At 67.6% G+C, this 18,863-nt stretch carries 13 protein-coding genes; 6 read left to right on the plus strand and 7 right to left on the minus strand.

Features of this window, described 5'->3' with window-relative positions; all coding sequences use genetic code 11:
- The first annotated feature begins 79 nt into the window (after window positions 1-79).
- From CLM73_RS02655 to CLM73_RS02670, 4 genes are read left to right on the plus strand one after another with little or no spacing between them, the layout of a single operon-like run.
- Window positions 80-1,345 (plus strand): MdtA/MuxA family multidrug efflux RND transporter periplasmic adaptor subunit, encoded by a 1,266-nt coding sequence (locus tag CLM73_RS02655; RefSeq protein ID WP_105237206.1) that lies wholly within the window; start codon window positions 80-82, stop codon window positions 1,343-1,345.
- A gap of 12 nt (window positions 1,346-1,357) precedes the next feature.
- Complete coding sequence (locus tag CLM73_RS02660; RefSeq protein WP_105237207.1) at window positions 1,358-4,456, plus strand: MdtB/MuxB family multidrug efflux RND transporter permease subunit; 3,099 nt, start codon at window positions 1,358-1,360, stop codon at window positions 4,454-4,456.
- Complete coding sequence (locus tag CLM73_RS02665; protein WP_105237208.1) at window positions 4,453-7,566, plus strand: multidrug efflux RND transporter permease subunit; 3,114 nt, start codon at window positions 4,453-4,455, stop codon at window positions 7,564-7,566. Before CLM73_RS02660 ends, CLM73_RS02665 begins: the two co-directional genes overlap by 4 nt.
- Window positions 7,563-9,128, plus strand: a complete 1,566-nt coding sequence (locus tag CLM73_RS02670) for an efflux transporter outer membrane subunit (RefSeq protein WP_234015798.1) — start codon at window positions 7,563-7,565, stop codon at window positions 9,126-9,128. The genes CLM73_RS02665 and CLM73_RS02670 overlap by 4 nt, the downstream gene beginning before the upstream one ends.
- On the opposite strand, the gene CLM73_RS02675 is transcribed toward CLM73_RS02670, so the two are convergent.
- The 7 genes from CLM73_RS02675 to CLM73_RS02705 all read right to left on the minus strand — a co-directional run bounded on the left by CLM73_RS02675 (window position 9,079) and on the right by CLM73_RS02705 (window position 16,415).
- Window positions 9,079-10,497, minus strand: a complete 1,419-nt coding sequence (locus CLM73_RS02675) for an amidase (protein WP_105237209.1) — start codon at window positions 10,495-10,497, stop codon at window positions 9,079-9,081. The genes CLM73_RS02670 and CLM73_RS02675 overlap by 50 nt on opposite strands.
- 231 nt (window positions 10,498-10,728) lie before the next feature.
- Window positions 10,729-11,691 (minus strand): Nudix family hydrolase, encoded by a 963-nt coding sequence (locus CLM73_RS02680; protein ID WP_105237210.1) that lies wholly within the window; start codon window positions 11,689-11,691, stop codon window positions 10,729-10,731.
- Complete coding sequence (locus tag CLM73_RS02685; protein ID WP_105237211.1) at window positions 11,684-12,550, minus strand: ATP-binding protein; 867 nt, start codon at window positions 12,548-12,550, stop codon at window positions 11,684-11,686. The genes CLM73_RS02680 and CLM73_RS02685 overlap by 8 nt, the downstream gene beginning before the upstream one ends.
- 4 nt (window positions 12,551-12,554) lie before the next feature.
- The gene (argJ, locus tag CLM73_RS02690; protein WP_105237212.1) at window positions 12,555-13,781 is read right to left on the minus strand and encodes a bifunctional glutamate N-acetyltransferase/amino-acid acetyltransferase ArgJ; all 1,227 of its coding nucleotides are present in this window, start codon (window positions 13,779-13,781) and stop codon (window positions 12,555-12,557) included.
- 133 nt (window positions 13,782-13,914) lie between these two features.
- Window positions 13,915-14,955 carry a hypothetical protein gene (locus CLM73_RS02695; RefSeq protein WP_105237213.1) on the minus strand — a complete coding sequence of 347 codons (1,041 nt, stop codon included), beginning with the start codon at window positions 14,953-14,955 and terminating at the stop codon, window positions 13,915-13,917.
- Window positions 14,956-15,015: 60 nt separating this feature from the next.
- On the minus strand, window positions 15,016-15,510 hold the full coding sequence (locus CLM73_RS02700) for a MarR family winged helix-turn-helix transcriptional regulator (RefSeq protein ID WP_056564603.1): 495 nt from the start codon (window positions 15,508-15,510) through the stop codon (window positions 15,016-15,018).
- An 11-nt stretch (window positions 15,511-15,521) separates the two neighbouring features.
- Window positions 15,522-16,415, minus strand: coding sequence for an alpha/beta hydrolase (locus tag CLM73_RS02705; RefSeq protein ID WP_105237214.1), 894 nt, complete (start codon window positions 16,413-16,415; stop codon window positions 15,522-15,524).
- Between the two features lie 173 nt (window positions 16,416-16,588).
- Here CLM73_RS02705 and CLM73_RS02710 point away from each other — a divergent pair, with 173 nt between their 5' ends.
- Window positions 16,589-17,755, plus strand: a complete 1,167-nt coding sequence (locus tag CLM73_RS02710; protein WP_105237215.1) for an ABC transporter substrate-binding protein — start codon at window positions 16,589-16,591, stop codon at window positions 17,753-17,755.
- Window positions 17,756-17,941: 186 nt separating this feature from the next.
- Window positions 17,942-18,862, plus strand: a complete 921-nt coding sequence (locus CLM73_RS02715; RefSeq protein WP_105237216.1) for a branched-chain amino acid ABC transporter permease — start codon at window positions 17,942-17,944, stop codon at window positions 18,860-18,862.
- Window position 18,863 lies beyond the last annotated feature (1 nt).

Raw genomic sequence — 18,863 nt, forward strand, 5'->3', positions numbered from 1 at the left:
GTGACGGTCATCAGGACCGAAATCGGGACGGTCTAGTAGACAATACGGCTTTCCTTCCGAGTGTGCCGGAAACGTCTCCATGTCCGATAGCCGTCCTGTATCCCCTCCCTCCCGCTGGAGCCGTCGCCGCGTGGTCGGCTTGGGTCTGCTGCTCCTCGTCGTGGCGGCGATCGCGTGGTTGGTGCTGCGGCCCTCGGCCAAGCAGGGCGGTCCGGGCGGACGGGCCGGCGGCCGGCCTCCCATGGCGGCCATGGCCAACCTGCCGGTGCCGGTGCGGATTGCCACCGCCGCCCAGCAGGACATCGACATCTTCCTGCGCTCGCTCGGCACCGTTACCGCCTACAACACCGTCACCGTCCGCAGCCGCGTCAGCGGCGAACTGGTCGACGTCGCCTTCCAGGAAGGCCAGCAGGTCAAGGCCGGCGACCTGCTTGCGCAGGTGGACCCGCGTGCGTTCCAGGTGGCCCTGGACCAGGCGCGTGGCACGCAGATGCAGAACCTTGCCCAGCTTGAAAACGCCCGCCGCGACCTGCAACGCTACCAGGCCCTCTTCAAGCAGGATTCCATCGCCCGCCAGCAGGTCGACACGCAAGCCGCGCTAGTGCGCCAGTACGAGGGCGCGGTCAAGAGCGACCAGGCCAATGTCGACAATGCCAAGCTGCAGCTCGACTACGCGCGCATCACCGCACCCATCAGCGGCCGCCTGGGCCTGCGCCAGGTCGACCGCGGCAATCTGGTGTCCAGCGCGGACACCAACGGTCTGGTCGTCATCACCCAGACCCAGCCGATCTCCGTCGTTTTCACCCTGCCCGAAACGCAATTGCCCGAAGTGCGCACGGAACTCGCCGCCGGCAAGACGCTGACCGTCGATGCCTATGATCGCGCCGACACCCGCCGCATCGCGACGGGCACGCTCGAGACGCTGGACAACCAGATCGACGTCGCCACCGGCACGCTCAAGCTCAAGGCCCGGTTCGACAACGCCGACGACGCGCTTTTCCCCAACCAGTTCGTCAACGTGCGCCTGCACGTGCTGACCCGCAAGGACGTGACCGCCATTCCGACGGCGGCGGTCCAGCAGGGCTCGGCCGGCGCATTCGTCTTCCTGGTGCAGGACGACAACACGATCGCGGTGCGCCAGGTGAAGCTGGGCGCCATCAACAGCGGCATGGTCGCCGTCAACGAAGGCTTGAAGCCGGGTGACCGCGTGGTCACCGAAGGCACCGACCGCCTGCGCGCCGGCGCCAAGGTCGAAATCCTGGGCGGCGCCGAAGTCATTCCCGCCGGCCGCGACAAGACGCTTGGCGCGGGGGCGCCGGCCGGCACCACGCCCGCGTCCAAGTAAGCCGAGATCGCCGTGAGCCCGTCGCGCCTCTTCATCCTGCGCCCCGTGGCCACCACCCTGTCGATGGTGGCCATCCTGATCGCGGGCCTCATCGCCTACCGTTTTCTGCCGGTTTCGGCGCTGCCCGAAGTCGACTACCCGACCATCCAGGTCGTGACGCTGTACCCAGGGGCCAGTCCCGACGTCATGACGTCCCTGGTCACGTCACCGCTAGAGCGGCAGTTCGGCCAGATGCCCGGCCTGAATCAGATGTCGTCCACCAGTTCGGGCGGCGCCTCGGTCATCACCCTGCAATTCAACCTGACGCTGCCGCTGGACGTGGCCGAGCAGCAGGTTCAGGCGGCCATCAACGCCGCGTCGAACCTGCTGCCGTCCGACCTGCCGGTGCCGCCCACCTACAACAAGGTCAATCCGGCCGACGCGGCGGTGCTGACTTTGGCGATCACGTCGCCCACCATGCCGCTGCCGCAGGTGCGCGACCTGGTCGATACGCGCGTGGCGCAGCGGCTGTCGCAGATTCCGGGCGTGGGCCTGGTCAGCGTGGCGGGCGGGCAGCGCCCGGCCGTGCGGGTCCAGGTGAATCCGCAGGCGCTGGCGGCGAATGGCCTGTCGCTGGCCGACCTGCGCACCGCCATCGTCGGCGCCAACGTCAACCAGCCCAAGGGTAATCTCGACGGCCCGCAGCGATCCACCACCATCAACGCCAACGACCAGCTCAAGTCGCCCACCGACTACAACAGCCTGATCATCGCGTACAAGAACGGCGCGCCGCTGCGGCTGGCCGATGTGGCGCGCGCCGTCGAAGGCGCCGAAGACACCCGCCAGGCCGCGTGGGCCGGCGACAAGCCCGCCATCCTGCTGAACATCCAGCGCCAGCCCGGCGCCAACGTCATCGACGTGGTCGACCGCATCCAGGCGCTGATGCCGCAGTTGCGCGCCGCGCTGCCCGCCACGCTGGATGTGACGGTGGTGTCGGACCGCACGCAGACCATCCGCGATTCCGTCGCCGACGTGCAGTTTGAAATGCTGCTGGCCGTCGGCCTGGTGGTGATGGTCACGTTCATCTTCCTGCGCAGCCTGACAGCCACGCTGATTCCCAGCGTCGTCGTGCCGCTGTCGCTGGTGGGCACGTTCGGGATCATGTATCTGTCCGGGTTCTCGATCAACAACCTGACGCTGATGGCGCTGACCATCGCCACGGGCTTCGTGGTGGACGACGCGATCGTCATGATCGAGAACATCGCCCGGCACATCGAAGACGGCGAAAAGCCGATGCAGGCCGCGCTGAAAGGCGCGTCGCAGATCGGCTTCACGCTGATCTCGCTGACCCTGTCGCTGATTGCCGTGCTGATCCCGCTGCTGTTCATGACCGAGGTCGTGGGCCGGCTGTTCCGCGAATTCGCGATCACGCTGGCGGTGGCCATCCTGATCTCGCTGGTGGTGTCGCTGACGCTGACCCCGATGATGTGCGCGCGCCTGCTGCGCGCCGAATCCGAGACCAAGCACGGACGTTTTCATCAGGCCACGGGCGCCTTCATCGACCGCATCATCGCCGGCTACGACCGCATGCTGCAGGTTGTGCTGCGCCATCAGACGCTGACGCTGATCGTGGCGGTAGCCACCTTTGCGCTGACCGTGCTGCTGTACCTGGTGGTGCCCAAGGGTTTCTTTCCGCAGCAGGACACCGGCCTCATCCAGGCCATCACGCAGGCGCCTCAATCCATTTCGTTTACCGCCATGTCCGAGCGTCAGCAGGCGGCGGCTCGGCTGGTGCTGGAAGACCCGGACGTGCAGGCCGTGTCGTCCTTCATCGGCGTGGACGGCAGCAACGCCACGCTCAGCGCCGGCCGCATGCAGATTTCGCTCAAACCGCAGGCCGAGCGCACCGGCGACCTGCGCACCGTGATGGCGCGCCTGCAAGAGAACCTGAACAAGCAGGACGGCCTGACCGTCTACATGCAGCCGGTGCAGGACCTGACCATCGAAGACCGCGTCAGCCGCACGCAGTACCAGATGACGCTGTCCAACCCCGACCTAAAGGTGCTGAGCGAATGGACGCCCAAGCTGGTCGACCGCCTGCGTGGCGTGCCGGGCCTGATGGACGTGGCCGACGACCTGCAGGACGACGGCTTGCAGACGTGGGTGGAAATCGACCGCGATGCGGCCTCGCGCCTGGGCATCACTGCCGCCGTCATTGACGAGACGCTGTACAACGCCTTCGGCCAGCGGCTGATCTCCACGATCTTCACCCAGTCCAACCAGTACCGCGTGGTGCTCGAAGTCCTGCCGCAGTTCCAGATGTCGCCCAGCGCGCTGGGGCAGCTGCATGTGCCCACCTCCACGGGCGCGCAGGTGCCGCTGTCTTCCGTTGCGCACATCAGCGAAGGCCGGACGGTGCTGGCCGTGAACCGGCTCGACCAGTTCCCCATGGTGACGGTGTCGTTCAATCTGGCGCCCGGCGCCTCGCTGTCCGACGCCGTCGAGAACATCAAGGCGGCCGAGGCCGAGATCGGCATGCCCTCCGGCGTCGAGACACGCTTCCAGGGCGCGGCGCTGGCGTTCCAGAATTCGCTGTCCAGCACGCTGTGGCTGATTCTGGCGGCCGTGGTCACGATGTACATCGTGCTGGGCGTGCTCTATGAAAGCTATATCCACCCCATCACCATCCTGTCCACGCTGCCGTCCGCGGGGGTGGGCGCGTTGCTGGCGCTGCTGATCAGCGGCACCGAACTGGACATGATCGGCATCATCGGGATCATCTTGCTGATCGGCATCGTCAAGAAGAACGCGATCATGATGATCGACTTCGCGCTGGATGCCGAACGCAAGCGGGGCCTGGCGCCGCGCGAGGCCATCCACGAGGCCGCGCTGCTGCGGTTCCGGCCCATCCTGATGACCACGCTGGCCGCGCTTTTCGGCGCCTTGCCGCTGATGCTGTCCACCGGCACGGGCGCTGAACTGCGCCAGCCGCTGGGCCTGGTGATGGTGGGCGGCCTGCTGCTGTCGCAGGTGCTGACGCTGTTCACCACGCCGGTCATCTATCTGATGTTCGATCGCATGTCCCGCCGCTGGCGCGGCGCGGGTGCGCCGTCCGCCGGAGACGCGCGATGATTCTGTCGGCCCCCTTCATCGTCCGGCCGGTGGCGACCACGCTGCTGAGCCTGGCGGTCGTGATGGCCGGCATGCTTGCGTTCTTTCTGTTGCCCGTGGCGCCGCTGCCGCAGGTGGACATCCCCACCATTTCCGTGTCGGCCAGCCTGCCGGGCGCCAGTCCCGAGACCATGGCCTCCAGCGTCGCCACGCCGCTGGAGCGGTCACTGGGCAGCATCGCGGGCGTCACCGAAATGACCTCGCGCAGCTCGCAGGGCTCGACCCGCATCACGCTGCAGTTCGATCTGTCGCGCGACATCAATGGCGCGGCGCGCGATGTGCAGGCCGCGATCAACGCGGCGCGTTCGCTCTTGCCGACCGGCCTGCGCAGCAATCCCACCTATAACAAGTCCAATCCGTCGGACGCGCCGATCATGACGCTGGCGCTGACGTCCGACACGCTCAGCCAGGGCCAGCTGTACGACCTGGCCTCCACCATCGTGGCGCAGAAGCTGTCGCAGGTGGACGGCGTGGGCGAGGTTACGGTGGGCGGCAGCTCGCTGCCCGCGGTGCGCGTCACGGTGCTGCCCGGCGCGCTGGCCAACCAGGGCGTGTCGCTGGACGAACTGCGCGCCACGCTGGCCAACGCCAATGCCAACCGGCCCAAGGGCGTACTGGAAAACGACCGCTACCACTGGCAGATCATGGTCAGCGACCAGCTCAGCCGGGCCGAGGAATACCGGCCGCTGATCGTCGCCTGGCGTGATGGCCGGCCGGTGCGCGTGTCCGACGTGGCCAAGGTTGAGGACTCGGTCGAAGACCTGTACCAGACCGGCTTCTTCAACGACCGCAACGCCATCCTGATGGTCGTGCGGCGGCAGGCGGACGCCAACATCATCGAAGCCGTGGACGCCGTGCGCGCGCAGCTTCCGGTGCTGCAGGGGCTGATGCCCGCCGACGTCACCATGACGGTCGCGCAGGACCGTACACCCAGCATCCGCGCGTCGCTGCACGAGGCCGAGCTGACGCTCGTCATCGCCGTCGGGCTGGTGGTCCTGGTTGTGCTGCTGTTCCTGCGGCGCTGGCGCGCGGCCATCATTCCCAGCGTCGCGGTGCCGGTGTCGCTGATCGGCACGTTCTGCATCATGTATATGTGCGGCTACACGCTGAACACCATCTCGCTGATGGCGCTGATCGTCGCCACGGGTTTCGTGGTGGACGACGCGATCGTGGTGCTGGAAAACATCATGCGCCACGTCGAGAACGGCATGTCGCCCATGCGCGCCGCGCTGCGCGGCTCGCGCGAGGTCGGCTTCACGGTGCTGTCGATGAGCCTGTCGCTGGTGGCCGTGTTCATTCCCATCCTGCTGATGGGCGGGGTGGTCGGACGCCTGTTCCGCGAATTTGCCGTCACCCTGTCCGCGTCCATCCTGGTGTCGCTCGTGGTGTCGCTGACGCTCACGCCCATGATGTGCGCGCGCCTGCTGCGGCCCGAACCCAAGGACCCCAAGCCCCCCGGCCGGCTGGCACGCTGGACTGAACGGGGCTTTCAGTCCATGCAGGACGGCTACCGCCGCTCGCTGAGCTGGGCGCTGGCGCACGGCCGCCTGATGATGCTGACGCTGGCGATCGCCGTGGGCTTGAACGTCTATCTGTACACCGTGGTGCCCAAGGGCTTTTTCCCGCAGCAGGACACGGGTCAGCTGCTGGGCTTTTTCCGCGTCGACCAGGGCACGTCGTTCCAGGCCACCCTGCCCAAGCTCGAAGCGCTGCGCAAGGTCGTGCTGGACGATCCGGCCGTGCAAAGCATGACCGGTTACGCGGGCGGGCGCGGCGGCAGCAACAGCAGCTTCATGCAGATCCAGCTCAAGCCGCTGGGCGAGCGCAAGGTGTCGGCCGACGTGGTCATCAACCGCCTGCGCGCCAAGCTGCAGAACATGCCCGGCGCGCGTCTGTTCCTGGTGTCGCAGCAGGACATCCGCATCGGCGGCCGCCAAAGCCAGGGTTCGTACGACTACACCCTGATGTCCGGCGACCTGCAACTGCTGCGCACCTGGATGCCCAAGGTGCAGCAGGCGATGGCCAAGATTCCGGAGATCACCGACGTGGACGCCGACGTCGAGGACCGCGGCCGCGAGATCAACCTGGTCATCGACCGCGAAGCCGCGACGCGGCTGGGCATCAGCATGGCCACCATCTCCACGGTGCTGAACAACTCGTTCAGCCAGCGCCAGGTGTCGGTCATGTACGGGCCGCTCAATCAGTATCACGTGGTGCTGGGCGTGGACCCGAAGTTCGCGCAGGACATCGAATCGCTGCGCCAGGTCGAGGTCATCACCGCGGACGGCGCCCGCGTGCCGCTGTCGGCGTTCACCAAACTTGAAAACGCCAACGCACCGCTCAGCGTGAGCCACCAGGGCCTGTTCGTGGCCGACACCATCTCGTTCAGCCTCGCGCCGGGCGTGTCGCTGGGGCAGGCGACCACCGCGATCGACAATGCCGTGGCGCGCCTCGGCCTGCCGTCCGATCAGATTCAGGCGGGCTTTCAGGGCACCGCAGCCGCGTTGCAGCAGACGCTGGCGCAGCAGCCCTGGCTGATCCTGGCCGCGCTGGTCACCATGTACATCGTGCTGGGTATTTTGTACGAAAGCTTCATCCACCCGCTCACCATTCTGTCCACGCTGCCGTCGGCGGGGCTGGGCGCGCTGCTTGCCCTGCTGCTGGTGCGTCATGACTTCACGCTGATTGCGCTGATCGGGGTGTTCCTCTTGATTGGCATCGTCAAGAAGAACGCGATCATGATGGTGGATTTTGCGCTGGACGCCCAACGCCACCATGGCATGACGCCGCGCGACGCCATCTTCCAGGCGTGCCTCACGCGGTTCCGCCCCATCATGATGACGACGATGGCGGCCATCTTCGGCGCGCTGCCGCTGGTGCTGGCCACCGGCGCCGGCGTCGAGATGCGCCAGCCGCTTGGCATTACCATCGTGGGCGGCCTGGTCCTGAGCCAGATCCTTACGCTGTACACCACGCCCGTGGTCTATCTTTATCTGGACCGCTTCCGCCTGTGGGCTGCGCGCCGGCGCGCCTCGCGGGGTGGAAATTCCGCTTCCATAGAACACACATGATCCGTACCAAGCCGTTTTCCTCCGCCTTTCTTCCCCGCGCCGGGGCCTCGCTGGCGCTGTGCGCGCTGCTGGGCGCCTGCGCGGTCGGGCCCGACTATCAGCGCCCGGCGCTGGACGTGGGCGCGGCCTACAAGGAAGGCCAGGTCGAGGTGCCCGGCTGGAAGCCGGCCCAGCCGCGCGACGACGCTGACCGCGGCGCGTGGTGGAAGGTCTACGATGACCCCACGCTGGACGGCCTGCTGGTCCGGCTGAATACGTCGAACCAGACCATCGCGCAGGCCGAGGCGAACTATCGCCAGGCGCTCGGCCTGGTGCGCGGCGCGCGTTCGGGCTTCTATCCGACCGTGGGCGCGGGGGCGGGCATGAGCCGCGCGGGCAGCGGCGGGCAAAGCGGTTCGTCGACGGGGTCCGGCAGCAACGTGTCCAATCAGTATTCGCTGACCGGCAGCGTCAGCTGGGAACTGGACGTCTGGGGCCGGGTGCGCCGCAGCGTCGAGTCGTCCGAAGCCAGCGCCGCCGCCAGTCTGGCCGACCTGGGCGCGACCCGCCTGAGCGCGCAGGCCGCGCTGGTGCAGACCTACCTGCAATTGCGCGTGCTGGACGAACAGAAGCGCCTGCTCGATGCCACCGTCGCCGCGTACGAAAAGTCGTTGAAGCTTACGCAGAACCGCTATGAAGTCGGCGTCGCAGGTCAGGCCGATGTGGCGGTCGCGCGCACGCAGCTTGAAAGCACTCGCGCGCAGTCCATCGACCTGGATTGGCAGCGAGGCCAGTACGAGCACGCGATCGCGGTGCTGATGGGCCAGGCGCCTTCGCAGTTCAGCCTGCCGCCCGCGGTGTTCACGCTGCGGCTGCCGCAGATTCCGGTGGGCCTGCCGTCCGAGCTGCTCGAGCGCCGTCCCGACGTCGCCGCCGCCGAACGCCGCGCCGCAGCCGCCAATGCGCAGATCGGCGTGGCCCAGGCCGCGTGGTTCCCCAGCCTGACGCTGTCGGCCGATGGCGGTTTCCGAAATGGTGAATTCGCCGAGCTGCTGACGGCGCCCGCGCGCTTCTGGTCGCTGGGGCCGGCGCTGGCGCTGACGATCTTCGACGGCGGCGCGCGCGAGGCCCAGGTCGAGCAGGCCCGCGCTTCGTATGACTCGCAGGCGGCGGCCTATCGCCAGGCGGCGTTGACCGGCCTGCGCGAGGTCGAGGACTACCTGATCCAGCTTCGCGTGATGGAGCAGGAGCAGATCGTGCAGCGCCGCGCGCTGGAATCGGCGCGCGAATCGCTGCGCCTTATCCAGAACCAGTATCAGGCGGGCTTGGTCGATTACCTGAGCGTGGCCGTGGTCGACGCCACCGCGCTCAGCAGCGAGCGCAATGCCCTGAGCCTCATGGGTAGCCGGCTGGTGGCCAGCGTCAACCTGATCGTCGCGCTGGGCGGCGGCTGGGAAGGGCTGCCGGTCGAGACGGCCAGCGCCTCGCCGGGCAATGCCGCGCCGGCCAGCGCCGCGTCGGCCAGCGCCGCGCCTACAACCCCACCGCCTTCAGATCCGGCCGCTGGCGGTGCCATTCGGTAACCGCCTGGAAGGCAATGCCGATCCGGCCCAGCGCGCCTTCCGCGTTGGGCTTGCCCAGCAACTGCACGCCCAGCGGCAGGCCGTCGTTGGTAAAGCCTGCGGGCAGCGCCAGCCCGGCCGCGTTCATGTAGTTGCCGGGTCGGGTGAACGCCGCAAGCGGGGTGGCCGCTTCGTCTACGTCGGCCAGCTGACGCGCGCCGAACGGGGCGCATGGCGTGAGCACGGCATCAAACTCCTGCATCCAGTCCAGCCAGTCGCGGCGCGCTTGCGCATGGGCCTGCAGCGCCGCGATGTAATCGGCGGCCGAGATGCCTTTGCCGGCCAGCACGCGGGCGCGCACATACTGCCCGATGGGCTTGGCGGCGTCCTCGATGTAGCCCCGGTGCAAGGCATAGGCTTCGGCGGAGATGATCTGACCGTTGCGATGCATCATCTCGCGAAAATCGAAGGGCAGCGGCGTCTCGGCCACGTCCGCGCCCAGCGCGGCCAGCACGCGGCGCGCGTCGTCCAGCGCGGACAGCGCATCGGCGTCCACCGCGATGGGGTGCTGTGCAATCGGCATCACCGCGATGCGCACGCCGCGCAGCGGCTGCGCGCCGCCGGCCGGCTCGCGGTAGTCGAAGGACGGGATGCCGAACGTCAACGGGTCCTGGATGTCGTGGCCGGCCATCAGCCCGGTCAGCAGCATCGCGTCGCGCGCATCGCGGGTCAGCGGGCCCAAGGTGTCCAGCGTGGTCGACAGCGCCACCGCGCCGTGCAGGCTGATCAGGCCGCGCGTGGTTTTCAGGCCCGTGATGCCGTTCAGCGCCGCCGGAATCCGGACCGAACCGCCGGTGTCCGAACCCAAGGCGGCGGGCGCCAGTCCAGCCGCGACGGCCACGCCGGAGCCGCTGGATGAGCCGCCCGGCACCCGCGCGCGCTCCAGATCCCAGGGGTTGCGCGGCGTGCCCATGACCGGGTTCGTGCCCCAGCCGCCGAACGCGAATTCCACCATATGGGTCTTGCCCAGCATCACCATGCCGGCGTCCAGCAGCCGCGTGACCGCCGTGGCGGTGACGCCGCTGCGGCGTTCGCGCCAGGCCTCGGACCCGGCCGTGGTGATCTGGCCCTGGATGTCGCATAAATCCTTGACCGCCACCGGCACGCCGTCCAGCGGGCTGAGCAGCCCGTAGCCCGCGCGCCGGCGGGCGTCGGCTGATTCGGCCAGCCGCAGTGCGCCCGCGTTGTCCACGCTGACAAAGGCGCCCAGCGTGGGATTTGCCCGGTCGATGCGGTCCAGGAAGTGGCGCGTCAATTCCACCGAGCTGTAGCGGCCCTGCGCCAGGCCGTCCGCCAGATCGGCCAAGGTGGCAAATGCGATGTCAGACATGAGATTCCTTGATGCGATGCCATGCGTCTGCCGCCAGACGCATGCAACCCCGTCCGCGTGATGGCGGCCGGTCACGGCATGTAGGGTGCATCGGCGCGCGGGTTTGGTCTATGCGCGCTTTCCCGCCCGGATCAAAACAAAACGGCCCATGCGGGGCATGGGCCGTTGGGCGGCGAGGCGCCGGAAACGGGTCGCGAAATCGGACGACCCGGAGTCAGGCAAGGAGCAACGTCAGAGCACGCCGCGGATCCCGGCGATGCCGTGCGCGCCGTGCCGCAAGGCCTGCGAGACGGTCTGGGTGGACTGGCCGCCCAGCGCAAACACCGGAATACCCGCATCGCGATTGCCTTCGACAAAGCCTTCCCAGCCCAGCGTCGGCGCGCCGGGATGGCTGGGCGTGTCCAGCACGGGCCCCAGCACGGCGAAGTCCGCGCCCAGTTCGCGGGCATGGACGACCTGGGCATTGTCATGCGCAGACACGCCGACCAGCGCGTTGCGCGGCAATTCCGGACGAGCGGTCAGGCGCAGGGCATCCGCCGTGCGCAGGTGCACGCCGTCGGCTTCCTTCCACCAGGCAACGGGATGGATGCTGTTGACCAGCACGCGCGCACCGGCGGCGCGGCAGCGCTTGACGACCTGTTGCAGCACCTCGTGCAGCGAGCTGGCGCCCACGCCATCGGGCCATTGCGGTTCACGGAACTGCACGAGCTTTACGCCGCGCGCGAGCGCGGCTTCCAGGCGGCCGAGGAAAGGCGCGATGCCCGCGCGCGAGCCAATGGCGCTGATGCCGTATGTGGTGGGCAGTTGCAGCCAGCGCAGCGGGGGCAGGGTGGCGGGCAGCAGGTCGCCCACCGAGGCCGCATTGGCCGGATCCACCCATTCCAGACGCTGGTTTTCAAGGCTTTGCGGCTCGCCTTCCCAGGCGGTGACATGGCAGAACGCCAGGCGCACCGTGGTGTGCGGATAGGCGTGCACATACGTGACCCACGGGCGCGACTGCGTGACGCGGATGCCGATCTCTTCTTGAAGTTCGCGGGCCAGCGCCTGCAGCACGGTCTCGCCGGGTTCGAGCTTGCCGCCGGGCAGCTCCCACCAGCCGGACCACGGCTTGCCTTCGGGCCGCTGGCCCAGCAGCAGCTTGCCGTCAGGGCGCAGGATCAGGCCGGCGGCGACGTCGACAATTTTTTCAGACATGGCGGGCCGCCCAGTCGCGCGCAAACTGATACGCCACGCGGCCCGACCGCGAGCCGCGTTCGATGGTCCATTGCAGCGCCTCGGTGCGCGAGGGTTCGATGTGCGGTTCGGGGCAGCCCAGTTCGCGCAGCCAGTGGTACACGATGTCCAGGTAGTCGTCCTGCTTGAACGGGTAGAACGACAGCCACAGTCCGAAGCGCTCGGACAGCGAGATCTTTTCCTCGACGGTTTCGCCGGGGTGGATTTCGCCGTCGGGCTGGTGCTTGGCCTGCAGGTTTTCGCTCATGTATTCCGGCATCAGATGGCGCCGGTTGGACGTGGCGTAGATGAGGACGTTGTCGCCCGAGGCCGACACCGAGCCGTCCAGCACCGATTTGAGCGCCTTGTAGCCGGCCTCGCCTTCCTCGAAGGACAGGTCGTCGCAGAACACGATGAAGCGCTCGGGCCGCGACGCCACCAGTTCGACGATGTCGGCCAGGTCGCCGAGGTCGGACTTGTCGACTTCGATGAGCCGCAGGCCGCGGTCGCCGTAGGCGGCCAGCATGGCTTTGACCAGCGAGCTTTTTCCGGTGCCGCGCGCGCCGGTCATGAGCACGTTGTTCGCGGGCTTCTTTTCAAGGAACTGCAGCGTATTGCGGTCGATGATGGCCTTCTGGCGCTCGATGTGTTGCAGGTCCTGCATGTCGATGCGCGCCACGTGGCGCACGGCATCCAGCCAGCCGCGCGCGCCGCGCTTGCGCCAGCGGAATGCGTGGGCGGTCCAGTCGATGTCGGGCGGGGCGGGAGGCAAGAAGGCCTCCAGTTGCGCCAGCACGCGTTCGGCGCGCTGGATCAGCGTGGTGAACTCGGTAGCCGTCATGGGATCAGGAGCGGTAGTCGGCGTTGATCGACACGTACTCGTGCGAGAAGTCGCAGGTGTAGACCGTGTCGCTGACCTGGCCGCGGCCCAGCGCGATACGCACCGAGATTTCGGCCTGCTTCATGACGCGCTGGCCGTCGGCTTCCTGGTAGTCGGGATTGCGGCCGCCGTTCTTGGCGACCAGCACGTCGTCCAGCCACAGGCGGATGTTGGACACGTCCAGGTCGTCGATGCCGGCGTAGCCGACGGCGGCCAAAATGCGGCCCAGGTTGGGGTCGGACGCGAAGAACGCGGTCTTGACCAGCGGCGAGTGCGCCACGGCATACGCGACCTTCAGGGCCTCGTCGGTGGTGCCGGCTTCTTCGACGCGGATCGTCATGAACTTGGTGGCGCCTTCGGCGTCGCGCACGATCTTGGTGGCCAGTTCCAGCGCGGCGGCGGTCAGGGCGTCGCGCACGGCGGCGTAGGCGGTGTCCGATTCGCTGTTGACGTTGACGCCCGACTTGCCGGTGGCGGCAATGATGAAGGAGTCATTGGTGGAGGTGTCGCCGTCGACCGTGATGCGGTTGAACGAGGCATCGGCGATTTCCACGGCCAGCTTGCGCAGGAGCGGCTGGGCGATGCCGGCGTCGGTGGCCAGGAAGCTCAGCATGGTGGCCATGTTGGGACGGATCATGCCGGCGCCCTTGCTGATGCCGGTGAAGGTGACCGTCTTGCCGTCGATCTGCACCTTGGCGGACGAAATCTTGGGCAGCGTGTCCGTGGTCATGATGCCGTGGGCGGCGCTGAACCAGTGGTCGGGGGCCAGGTCGGCGATGGCGGCGGGCAGGCCGGCGGTCAGGCGGTCCAGGGGCAGGGGTTCCAGGATGACGCCGGTGGAGAACGGCAGGATCTGCGCGGCGGGCACGCCCAGCAGCTTGCCCAGGGCATCGCACGTGTCCTTGGCTTTCTTCAGGCCTTCTTCGCCGGTGCCGGCGTTGGCGTTGCCCGTGTTGATGACCAGCGCGCTGATCGGGCCGCCGGCGGCCAGGTGGGCCTGGCAGACCTGCACCGGGGCGGCGCAGAAGCGGTTACGCGTGAAGACGCCCGCGACGCTGGTGCCTTCGGCCAGGCGGAACACCGTCAGGTCGCGCCGGTTGGCCTTGCGGATGCCAGCCTCGGTGACGCCGATTTCTACGCCGGCAACAGGGAAAATTTCGGACTCGGAGGGGATCTGCAGATTAACGGCCATGACTTCGTCTCTTGGAGTGAGCGGGACGGAACCGCCGCCAAGCAAGGCGGCGCGCGGGAAAGGTTCGTATTATCCCACCGGATCCGGCGGGGGTGGCCGGTCCCCTCGGCAACCCGAGGGGTGTCCGCCGGCCTCAGGGGGCCATGCGCATGGCGGCCACGTCCAGCACGCCGGCTTCGCGGTTGCTCAGCACACTGCGTACCGTGCCGTCGGGCGCCTGCAGCACCGACTTGCCGGCCGGGACGTCTTCACCGCCAGCCCGGCGTGCCGATCGACCGCGCGAGGGCGAAAACAGCAGATCGCCCGGCTGCGCGCCCTGCAGACGCGGATTGGCGGCCAGGACGCGCGTGCCCGGCGGGTAGGTCATTTCGCCCAGCACGGTGTCGCGCGCCGCCAGGCCCTCGAAGCCCAGCATCCGGCGCTGCGCGTCCAGTTGCAGGTCGACCTTCAGCAGGGGGATTGCCGCGACGGTCAGGGCGTCGCTGCCTTCGGTGCGCAGCAGCCAGCGGGGTGCCGTGCCGGTCTTGTCCAGCGGCGTTCCGCGGGCGGCGGGTTCGACCTTTAACCAGGCGCCCGCGGGCACCGGTTGCTGGTCCAGCGTATTGCCGATGGCAAGGTGGCAGCTTGAGAACTGCGGATGCCCGCCTTGCACCACGAATTCGATGCGATGGCCGTGCGCGCACAGCCAGCCTTCCAGCGCCTGGTCGCGCGCGATCTCGGCGGACAGCGTCTCGGGCTGCTTGGGCGTGGCCGGATAGCGGAACAGGCGCGTCGTGGCGACGCCTTGGATCTCGGCCGGATGGGATTCGGGAAAGACGGCCCGGTCGAACGAGGCCAGCTCGCCGGGCGTGGCAAGGCGCAGCGTGGTGCCCGTGGGCATCTGGACGCCGGCCAGTTGCGTGGGTTGTGACAACACCGTCTTGCGCGCGTCGTCGGCCTGCGCTTCGCGCTGGGCCGAGAACCACTGGCTGAATTGCTGATACGGGAAGATGGCGCCAACGACCGCCAGCAAGGCCATCAGCACGGTGCCGCCGCGCCGGTGGCCGGACAGCCACTCGCGCGCGCCGCGCGAAGTGGCCAGAACGGCCAGCCAGGTCAGCAGCGTGGAGAGGCAGGCCAGCGAGACCGCCATCAGCACATAGAAATTACCGCCAGGAAGGGAAACCGGAATCATGGCGGCAATTATGCGCCAATCCGGCAGGCCGGACCGGCGCGAAAAGGTCCTGGGCCGGCCTCAGTCGCGGGCCGCCGCCGAGCGCGTGGCCACCACCTGCAGCTTCAGTTCGCCCAGCGCCTGGAACAGGGCGTTGCGGCTGGCCTCGGGCAGTTCGGCGAACATGGATTTGACCCAGTTCTCGTGGGCGCGGGCCATGCGCGCAAAGCTCTTCTTGCCTTGCGGTGTCAGCTTGATGAGCGAGCTGCGGCGGTCGGACTCGACCTTGGTCCGCACCACCAGGCCTTCCTTTTCGAGCTGGTCGGTGATGCCGGTGATATTGCCGTTGGTGACCATCATGTGGCGCGACAGCTCGCCCATCTTCATGCCCTTGGGCGCGCGCTGCAATTGCGCCATCAGGTCGAAACGGGGCAGGGTGGTGTCGAAGTCGTTGCGCAGGCGGCTGCGGATCTCGCCTTCGATGAGGTTGGCGCAGGTCAACATGCGCAGCCACAGGCGCAGCGCGTGATGGTCGTCGGGCGCGGCGCGGGATTCCAGGTCGGGAGTATCGGTCATGGCTCGGAAGATTACCGGGAATGCGGGGGTGAAGAGGGCGCCAGACCCATCTGTTCGAAGATGGCTTGGGTCAGCGGGCTGTTCGGATCGTTGAGCGTCAGGACAATATCAAAATGATTGGTTCCCGGCATTGGTACATATCTACCGGGAAAACCGCGCGCCCGCCATGCGGCCAGAAAATCGTCGCTCTGGCGCTTGAATTCGTCGGTTTCGGATTCCCCGTAGCTGACCACCAGCGGGCAGCCGGCCTGCGGCAAGTGCAGGGCGGGGCTGTTGCGGATGGCGTCGGCCTCGCTCATGCGCATCCATTCGTTGATGTGGGTGTGCACCAGCGGGCGCAGGTCGAACAGGCCGGACAGGGGCGCGGCGCCCCTGACCACGCCGGGCGGCACGTCGTAGCTGGCATGCCAGCCGCCCGCGAGCAGGGCGCCGGCCAGGTGCCCGCCCGCCGAGCTGCCGCAAATGTGGATGCGCGACGGGTCGCCGCCGTACTGGGCAATGTGGTGGTAAATCCAGGCCAGCGCGCGCCGGTTCTGGTCCACGATGCGGTCCAGCGTGACGGCCGGGGCCAGCGAATAATTCACCGCCACCACCACCGCGCCCGCCTGGGTGAACGCGGGCGCCATGTTGCTGGATTCGTTCTTGGACAAGAGGCGCCAGTAGCCGCCGTGTATGAACACGAAGACCGGCGCGCCGGTCTTGCCGGCCGCGGCTGGAAATATGTCCAGCAATTCATCCGGATGATCGCCGAAAGGCACGTCCAGCGCGCATTCCAGCGTGCTGCGCGCGGTGGCGCTGTCCTCGGCGTATTTCTTGAGTATCGGTTGGATGTCGGGTACTGTCGCGCGAGCGTTGTACTGGACGTCCAGTTCGGCGCGATCGTAGTTGCGGTAGAGGGTGACCATGGCGGCAGGTGGTAAAAACCCTAGACTTGTTTTGCCGATTACTTTAAACCTAAACTATGAACCACGCCAGTTTTCCCTGTGCTGCATAAGGGGATTGGGGGCGTAGACGTCTTTCGCATCGCACCTTCAAAAAGAACACCCTCTGCGCGGGCTCGCGCACGGAGCACACCACCATGCGTTTGATCACTTCCTTCCTGGCTGCCGCCGCCCTGATTCCCGCCCTGGCGCAGGCCGACACCGTCAAGGTCGGCATCGCCAATGACATCTCGGGCCCGTTCTCGGCGCTGGGCGCCGAAGCCCGCGACGGCTTCAACCTGGCCATCAAGCAACTGGGCGGCAAGCTGGGCGGTCAGCCCGCGGAATTCCTGCAAACCGACATGGGCGGCAATCCGGACCAGGCCCGCCAGCTCGTCACGCGCTACATCCAGCGCGAAAAGGTTGACTTCTTCACGGGGCCCATCGGCTCGAACGTGGCGCTGGCCGTAGGCCCCGCGCTGTTCGCCGCCAAGGTCCCGTACCTGTCCAACAACCCCGGCCCCAGCCAGTTCGCCGGCGCGCAGTGCAACAACTACTGGTTCGGCACGTCGTACCAGAACGACGCCTTCCACGAAGCGGCCGGCAAGGTCGCGGCTGACCGCGGCTTCAAGAAGATGTTCATCATGGCCCCGGACTATCCGGCCGGCAAGGATGCGCTGACCGGCTTCAAGCGCGGCTACAAGACCGCCCCTGGCGACGAGGTCTACACCAAGCTCGGCCAGATCGACTACGCCGCCGAGATCGCGCAGATCCGCGCCGCCAAGCCGGACGCCGTCTACATCTTCCTGCCGGGCGGCATGGGCATCAATTTCGTCAAGCAGTTCGTGTCCGCCGGCCTGTCGCAGAGCGTCAAGCTGATCGGCCCGGGCTTCTCGGCCGACGAGGACGTGATCCAGGCCGTGGGCGACCCCATGCTGGGCATGTACAACACGGCGCAATGGGCGCATGACCTGGACGTGCCGCAGAACAAGGCCTTCGTCGACGCGTTCCGCAAGGAATACAACGGCCGTTACCCGTCGGTGTACGCCGCCCAGGCGTACGACGTGATCATGGCCATGGACGCCGCGGTCAAGCAGGCCGGCGGCAAGGCCTCCGACCGCGACGCCATCGTGAAGGCGCTGGAAAAGGCCGACTACCCCTCGGTGCGCGGCAGCTTCACCTACGGCAAGAACCATTACCCGATCCAGTCCTACTACCTGCGCGTGGTTGAGAAGGACGGCAGCGGCCGCATCACCAACAAGCTGGTGGGCAAAGTGTTCGACAAGTACCAGGACGTGTACGTCGGCGACTGCAAAAATATGTGAACCCCCCCGGAGCGCTGCGCGCTTCCCCCCAGGGGGCGTCGCAGCGGACCGGCAAAGCCGGATCCGCGCGACCCCGCTTGGGGCGGCGGCGTGCGCGGGGGTGATGTGCGGCTGATGCAGATTTAGATGGCTTTGGTGAATTGATCGCGGGGCCCTTCGGCGGCGCGCGGCAAGGGGGAAGTTTTCATGACGTTTACGCTGATCGTCGAGCAATTGCTGAACGGTCTGCAGTTTGGGTTGATGTTGTTTCTGATTGCGGCCGGGCTGACCCTGGTGTTCGGGATCATGGACATCATGAATCTGGCTCACGGCTCGCTCTATATGGCTGGCGCCTATGTCGCCGCCGAAACCATGCAACGCACCGGCTCGTTCACCGCCGCAGTCCTGGTGGCGGCGGTCGCGACGGGCATCGTCGGCATCGTGCTGGAACTCTCGCTCATCCGCCGCCTGGCGCTGCGCGACCACCTGGCCCAGGTGCTGGGCACCTACGCCGTCATCCTCATCGCCAATGACCTGGTCAAGATGATCTGGGGTCCGGCGCCGGTCATGCTGAACATGCCTGCGGTGCTGTCCGGCCCCGTGCGCCTCTTGCCCGATCTGTTGTATCCCGCCTACCGCCTGATGATCATCGTCTTTGGCGTGGCCGCGGCCGCGGGTCTGTACTGGTTCGTGACGCGGACCCGCGCCGGCGTACTGGTGCGGGCCGGGGCTTCGAACCGCCAGATGGCCACGCTGATGGGCGTGCGCGTGCCGCTGCTGTTCCTGGGCGTGTTCGTGCTAGGCGCCATGCTGGCCGCGGTGGCCGGCGCGCTGTTGGGCCCGATCACCTCGGTGCAGGTGGGCATGGGTGAAGAAATCCTGATCCTGGTGCTGGTGTGCATCGTGATCGGCGGCATCGGCTCGATCCGGGGCGCCTTTGTGGGCGCGCTGCTGGTCGGCATGGTCGACACCGCCGGCCGGGCGTTCCTGCCGATGCTGCTGCGCCAGGTGTTCTCTCCGGCCGTGGCCTCCAGCGTCGGTCCGACGCTCGCGGCCATCGCCATCTACGTGTTGATGGCGGCAGTGCTGGTGTTCCGGCCCTCTGGCCTCTTTCCGGCGCGGGGCTGAC

This window comes from Achromobacter spanius (assembly GCF_002966795.1).
Lineage (GTDB): Bacteria > Pseudomonadota > Gammaproteobacteria > Burkholderiales > Burkholderiaceae_B > Achromobacter > Achromobacter spanius_D.

What these genes read in the sequence shown, in the direction of transcription:
- CLM73_RS02710 (WP_105237215.1), top strand. Translation starts at nt 16,589, where the DNA reads ATGCGTTTGATCACTTCCTTCCTGGCTGCCGCCGCCCTGATTCCCGCC.
- CLM73_RS02670 (WP_234015798.1), top strand. Translation starts at nt 7,563, where the DNA reads ATGATCCGTACCAAGCCGTTTTCCTCCGCCTTTCTTCCCCGCGCCGGG.
- CLM73_RS02705 (WP_105237214.1), bottom strand. Translation starts at nt 16,415, where the DNA reads ATGGTCACCCTCTACCGCAACTACGATCGCGCCGAACTGGACGTCCAG.
- CLM73_RS02685 (WP_105237211.1), bottom strand. Translation starts at nt 12,550, where the DNA reads ATGACGGCTACCGAGTTCACCACGCTGATCCAGCGCGCCGAACGCGTG.
- CLM73_RS02715 (WP_105237216.1), top strand. Translation starts at nt 17,942, where the DNA reads ATGACGTTTACGCTGATCGTCGAGCAATTGCTGAACGGTCTGCAGTTT.
- CLM73_RS02680 (WP_105237210.1), bottom strand. Translation starts at nt 11,691, where the DNA reads ATGTCTGAAAAAATTGTCGACGTCGCCGCCGGCCTGATCCTGCGCCCT.
- CLM73_RS02665 (WP_105237208.1), top strand. Translation starts at nt 4,453, where the DNA reads ATGATTCTGTCGGCCCCCTTCATCGTCCGGCCGGTGGCGACCACGCTG.
- argJ (WP_105237212.1), bottom strand. Translation starts at nt 13,781, where the DNA reads ATGGCCGTTAATCTGCAGATCCCCTCCGAGTCCGAAATTTTCCCTGTT.
- CLM73_RS02655 (WP_105237206.1), top strand. Translation starts at nt 80, where the DNA reads ATGTCCGATAGCCGTCCTGTATCCCCTCCCTCCCGCTGGAGCCGTCGC.
- CLM73_RS02700 (WP_056564603.1), bottom strand. Translation starts at nt 15,510, where the DNA reads ATGACCGATACTCCCGACCTGGAATCCCGCGCCGCGCCCGACGACCAT.
- CLM73_RS02695 (WP_105237213.1), bottom strand. Translation starts at nt 14,955, where the DNA reads ATGATTCCGGTTTCCCTTCCTGGCGGTAATTTCTATGTGCTGATGGCG.
- CLM73_RS02675 (WP_105237209.1), bottom strand. Translation starts at nt 10,497, where the DNA reads ATGTCTGACATCGCATTTGCCACCTTGGCCGATCTGGCGGACGGCCTG.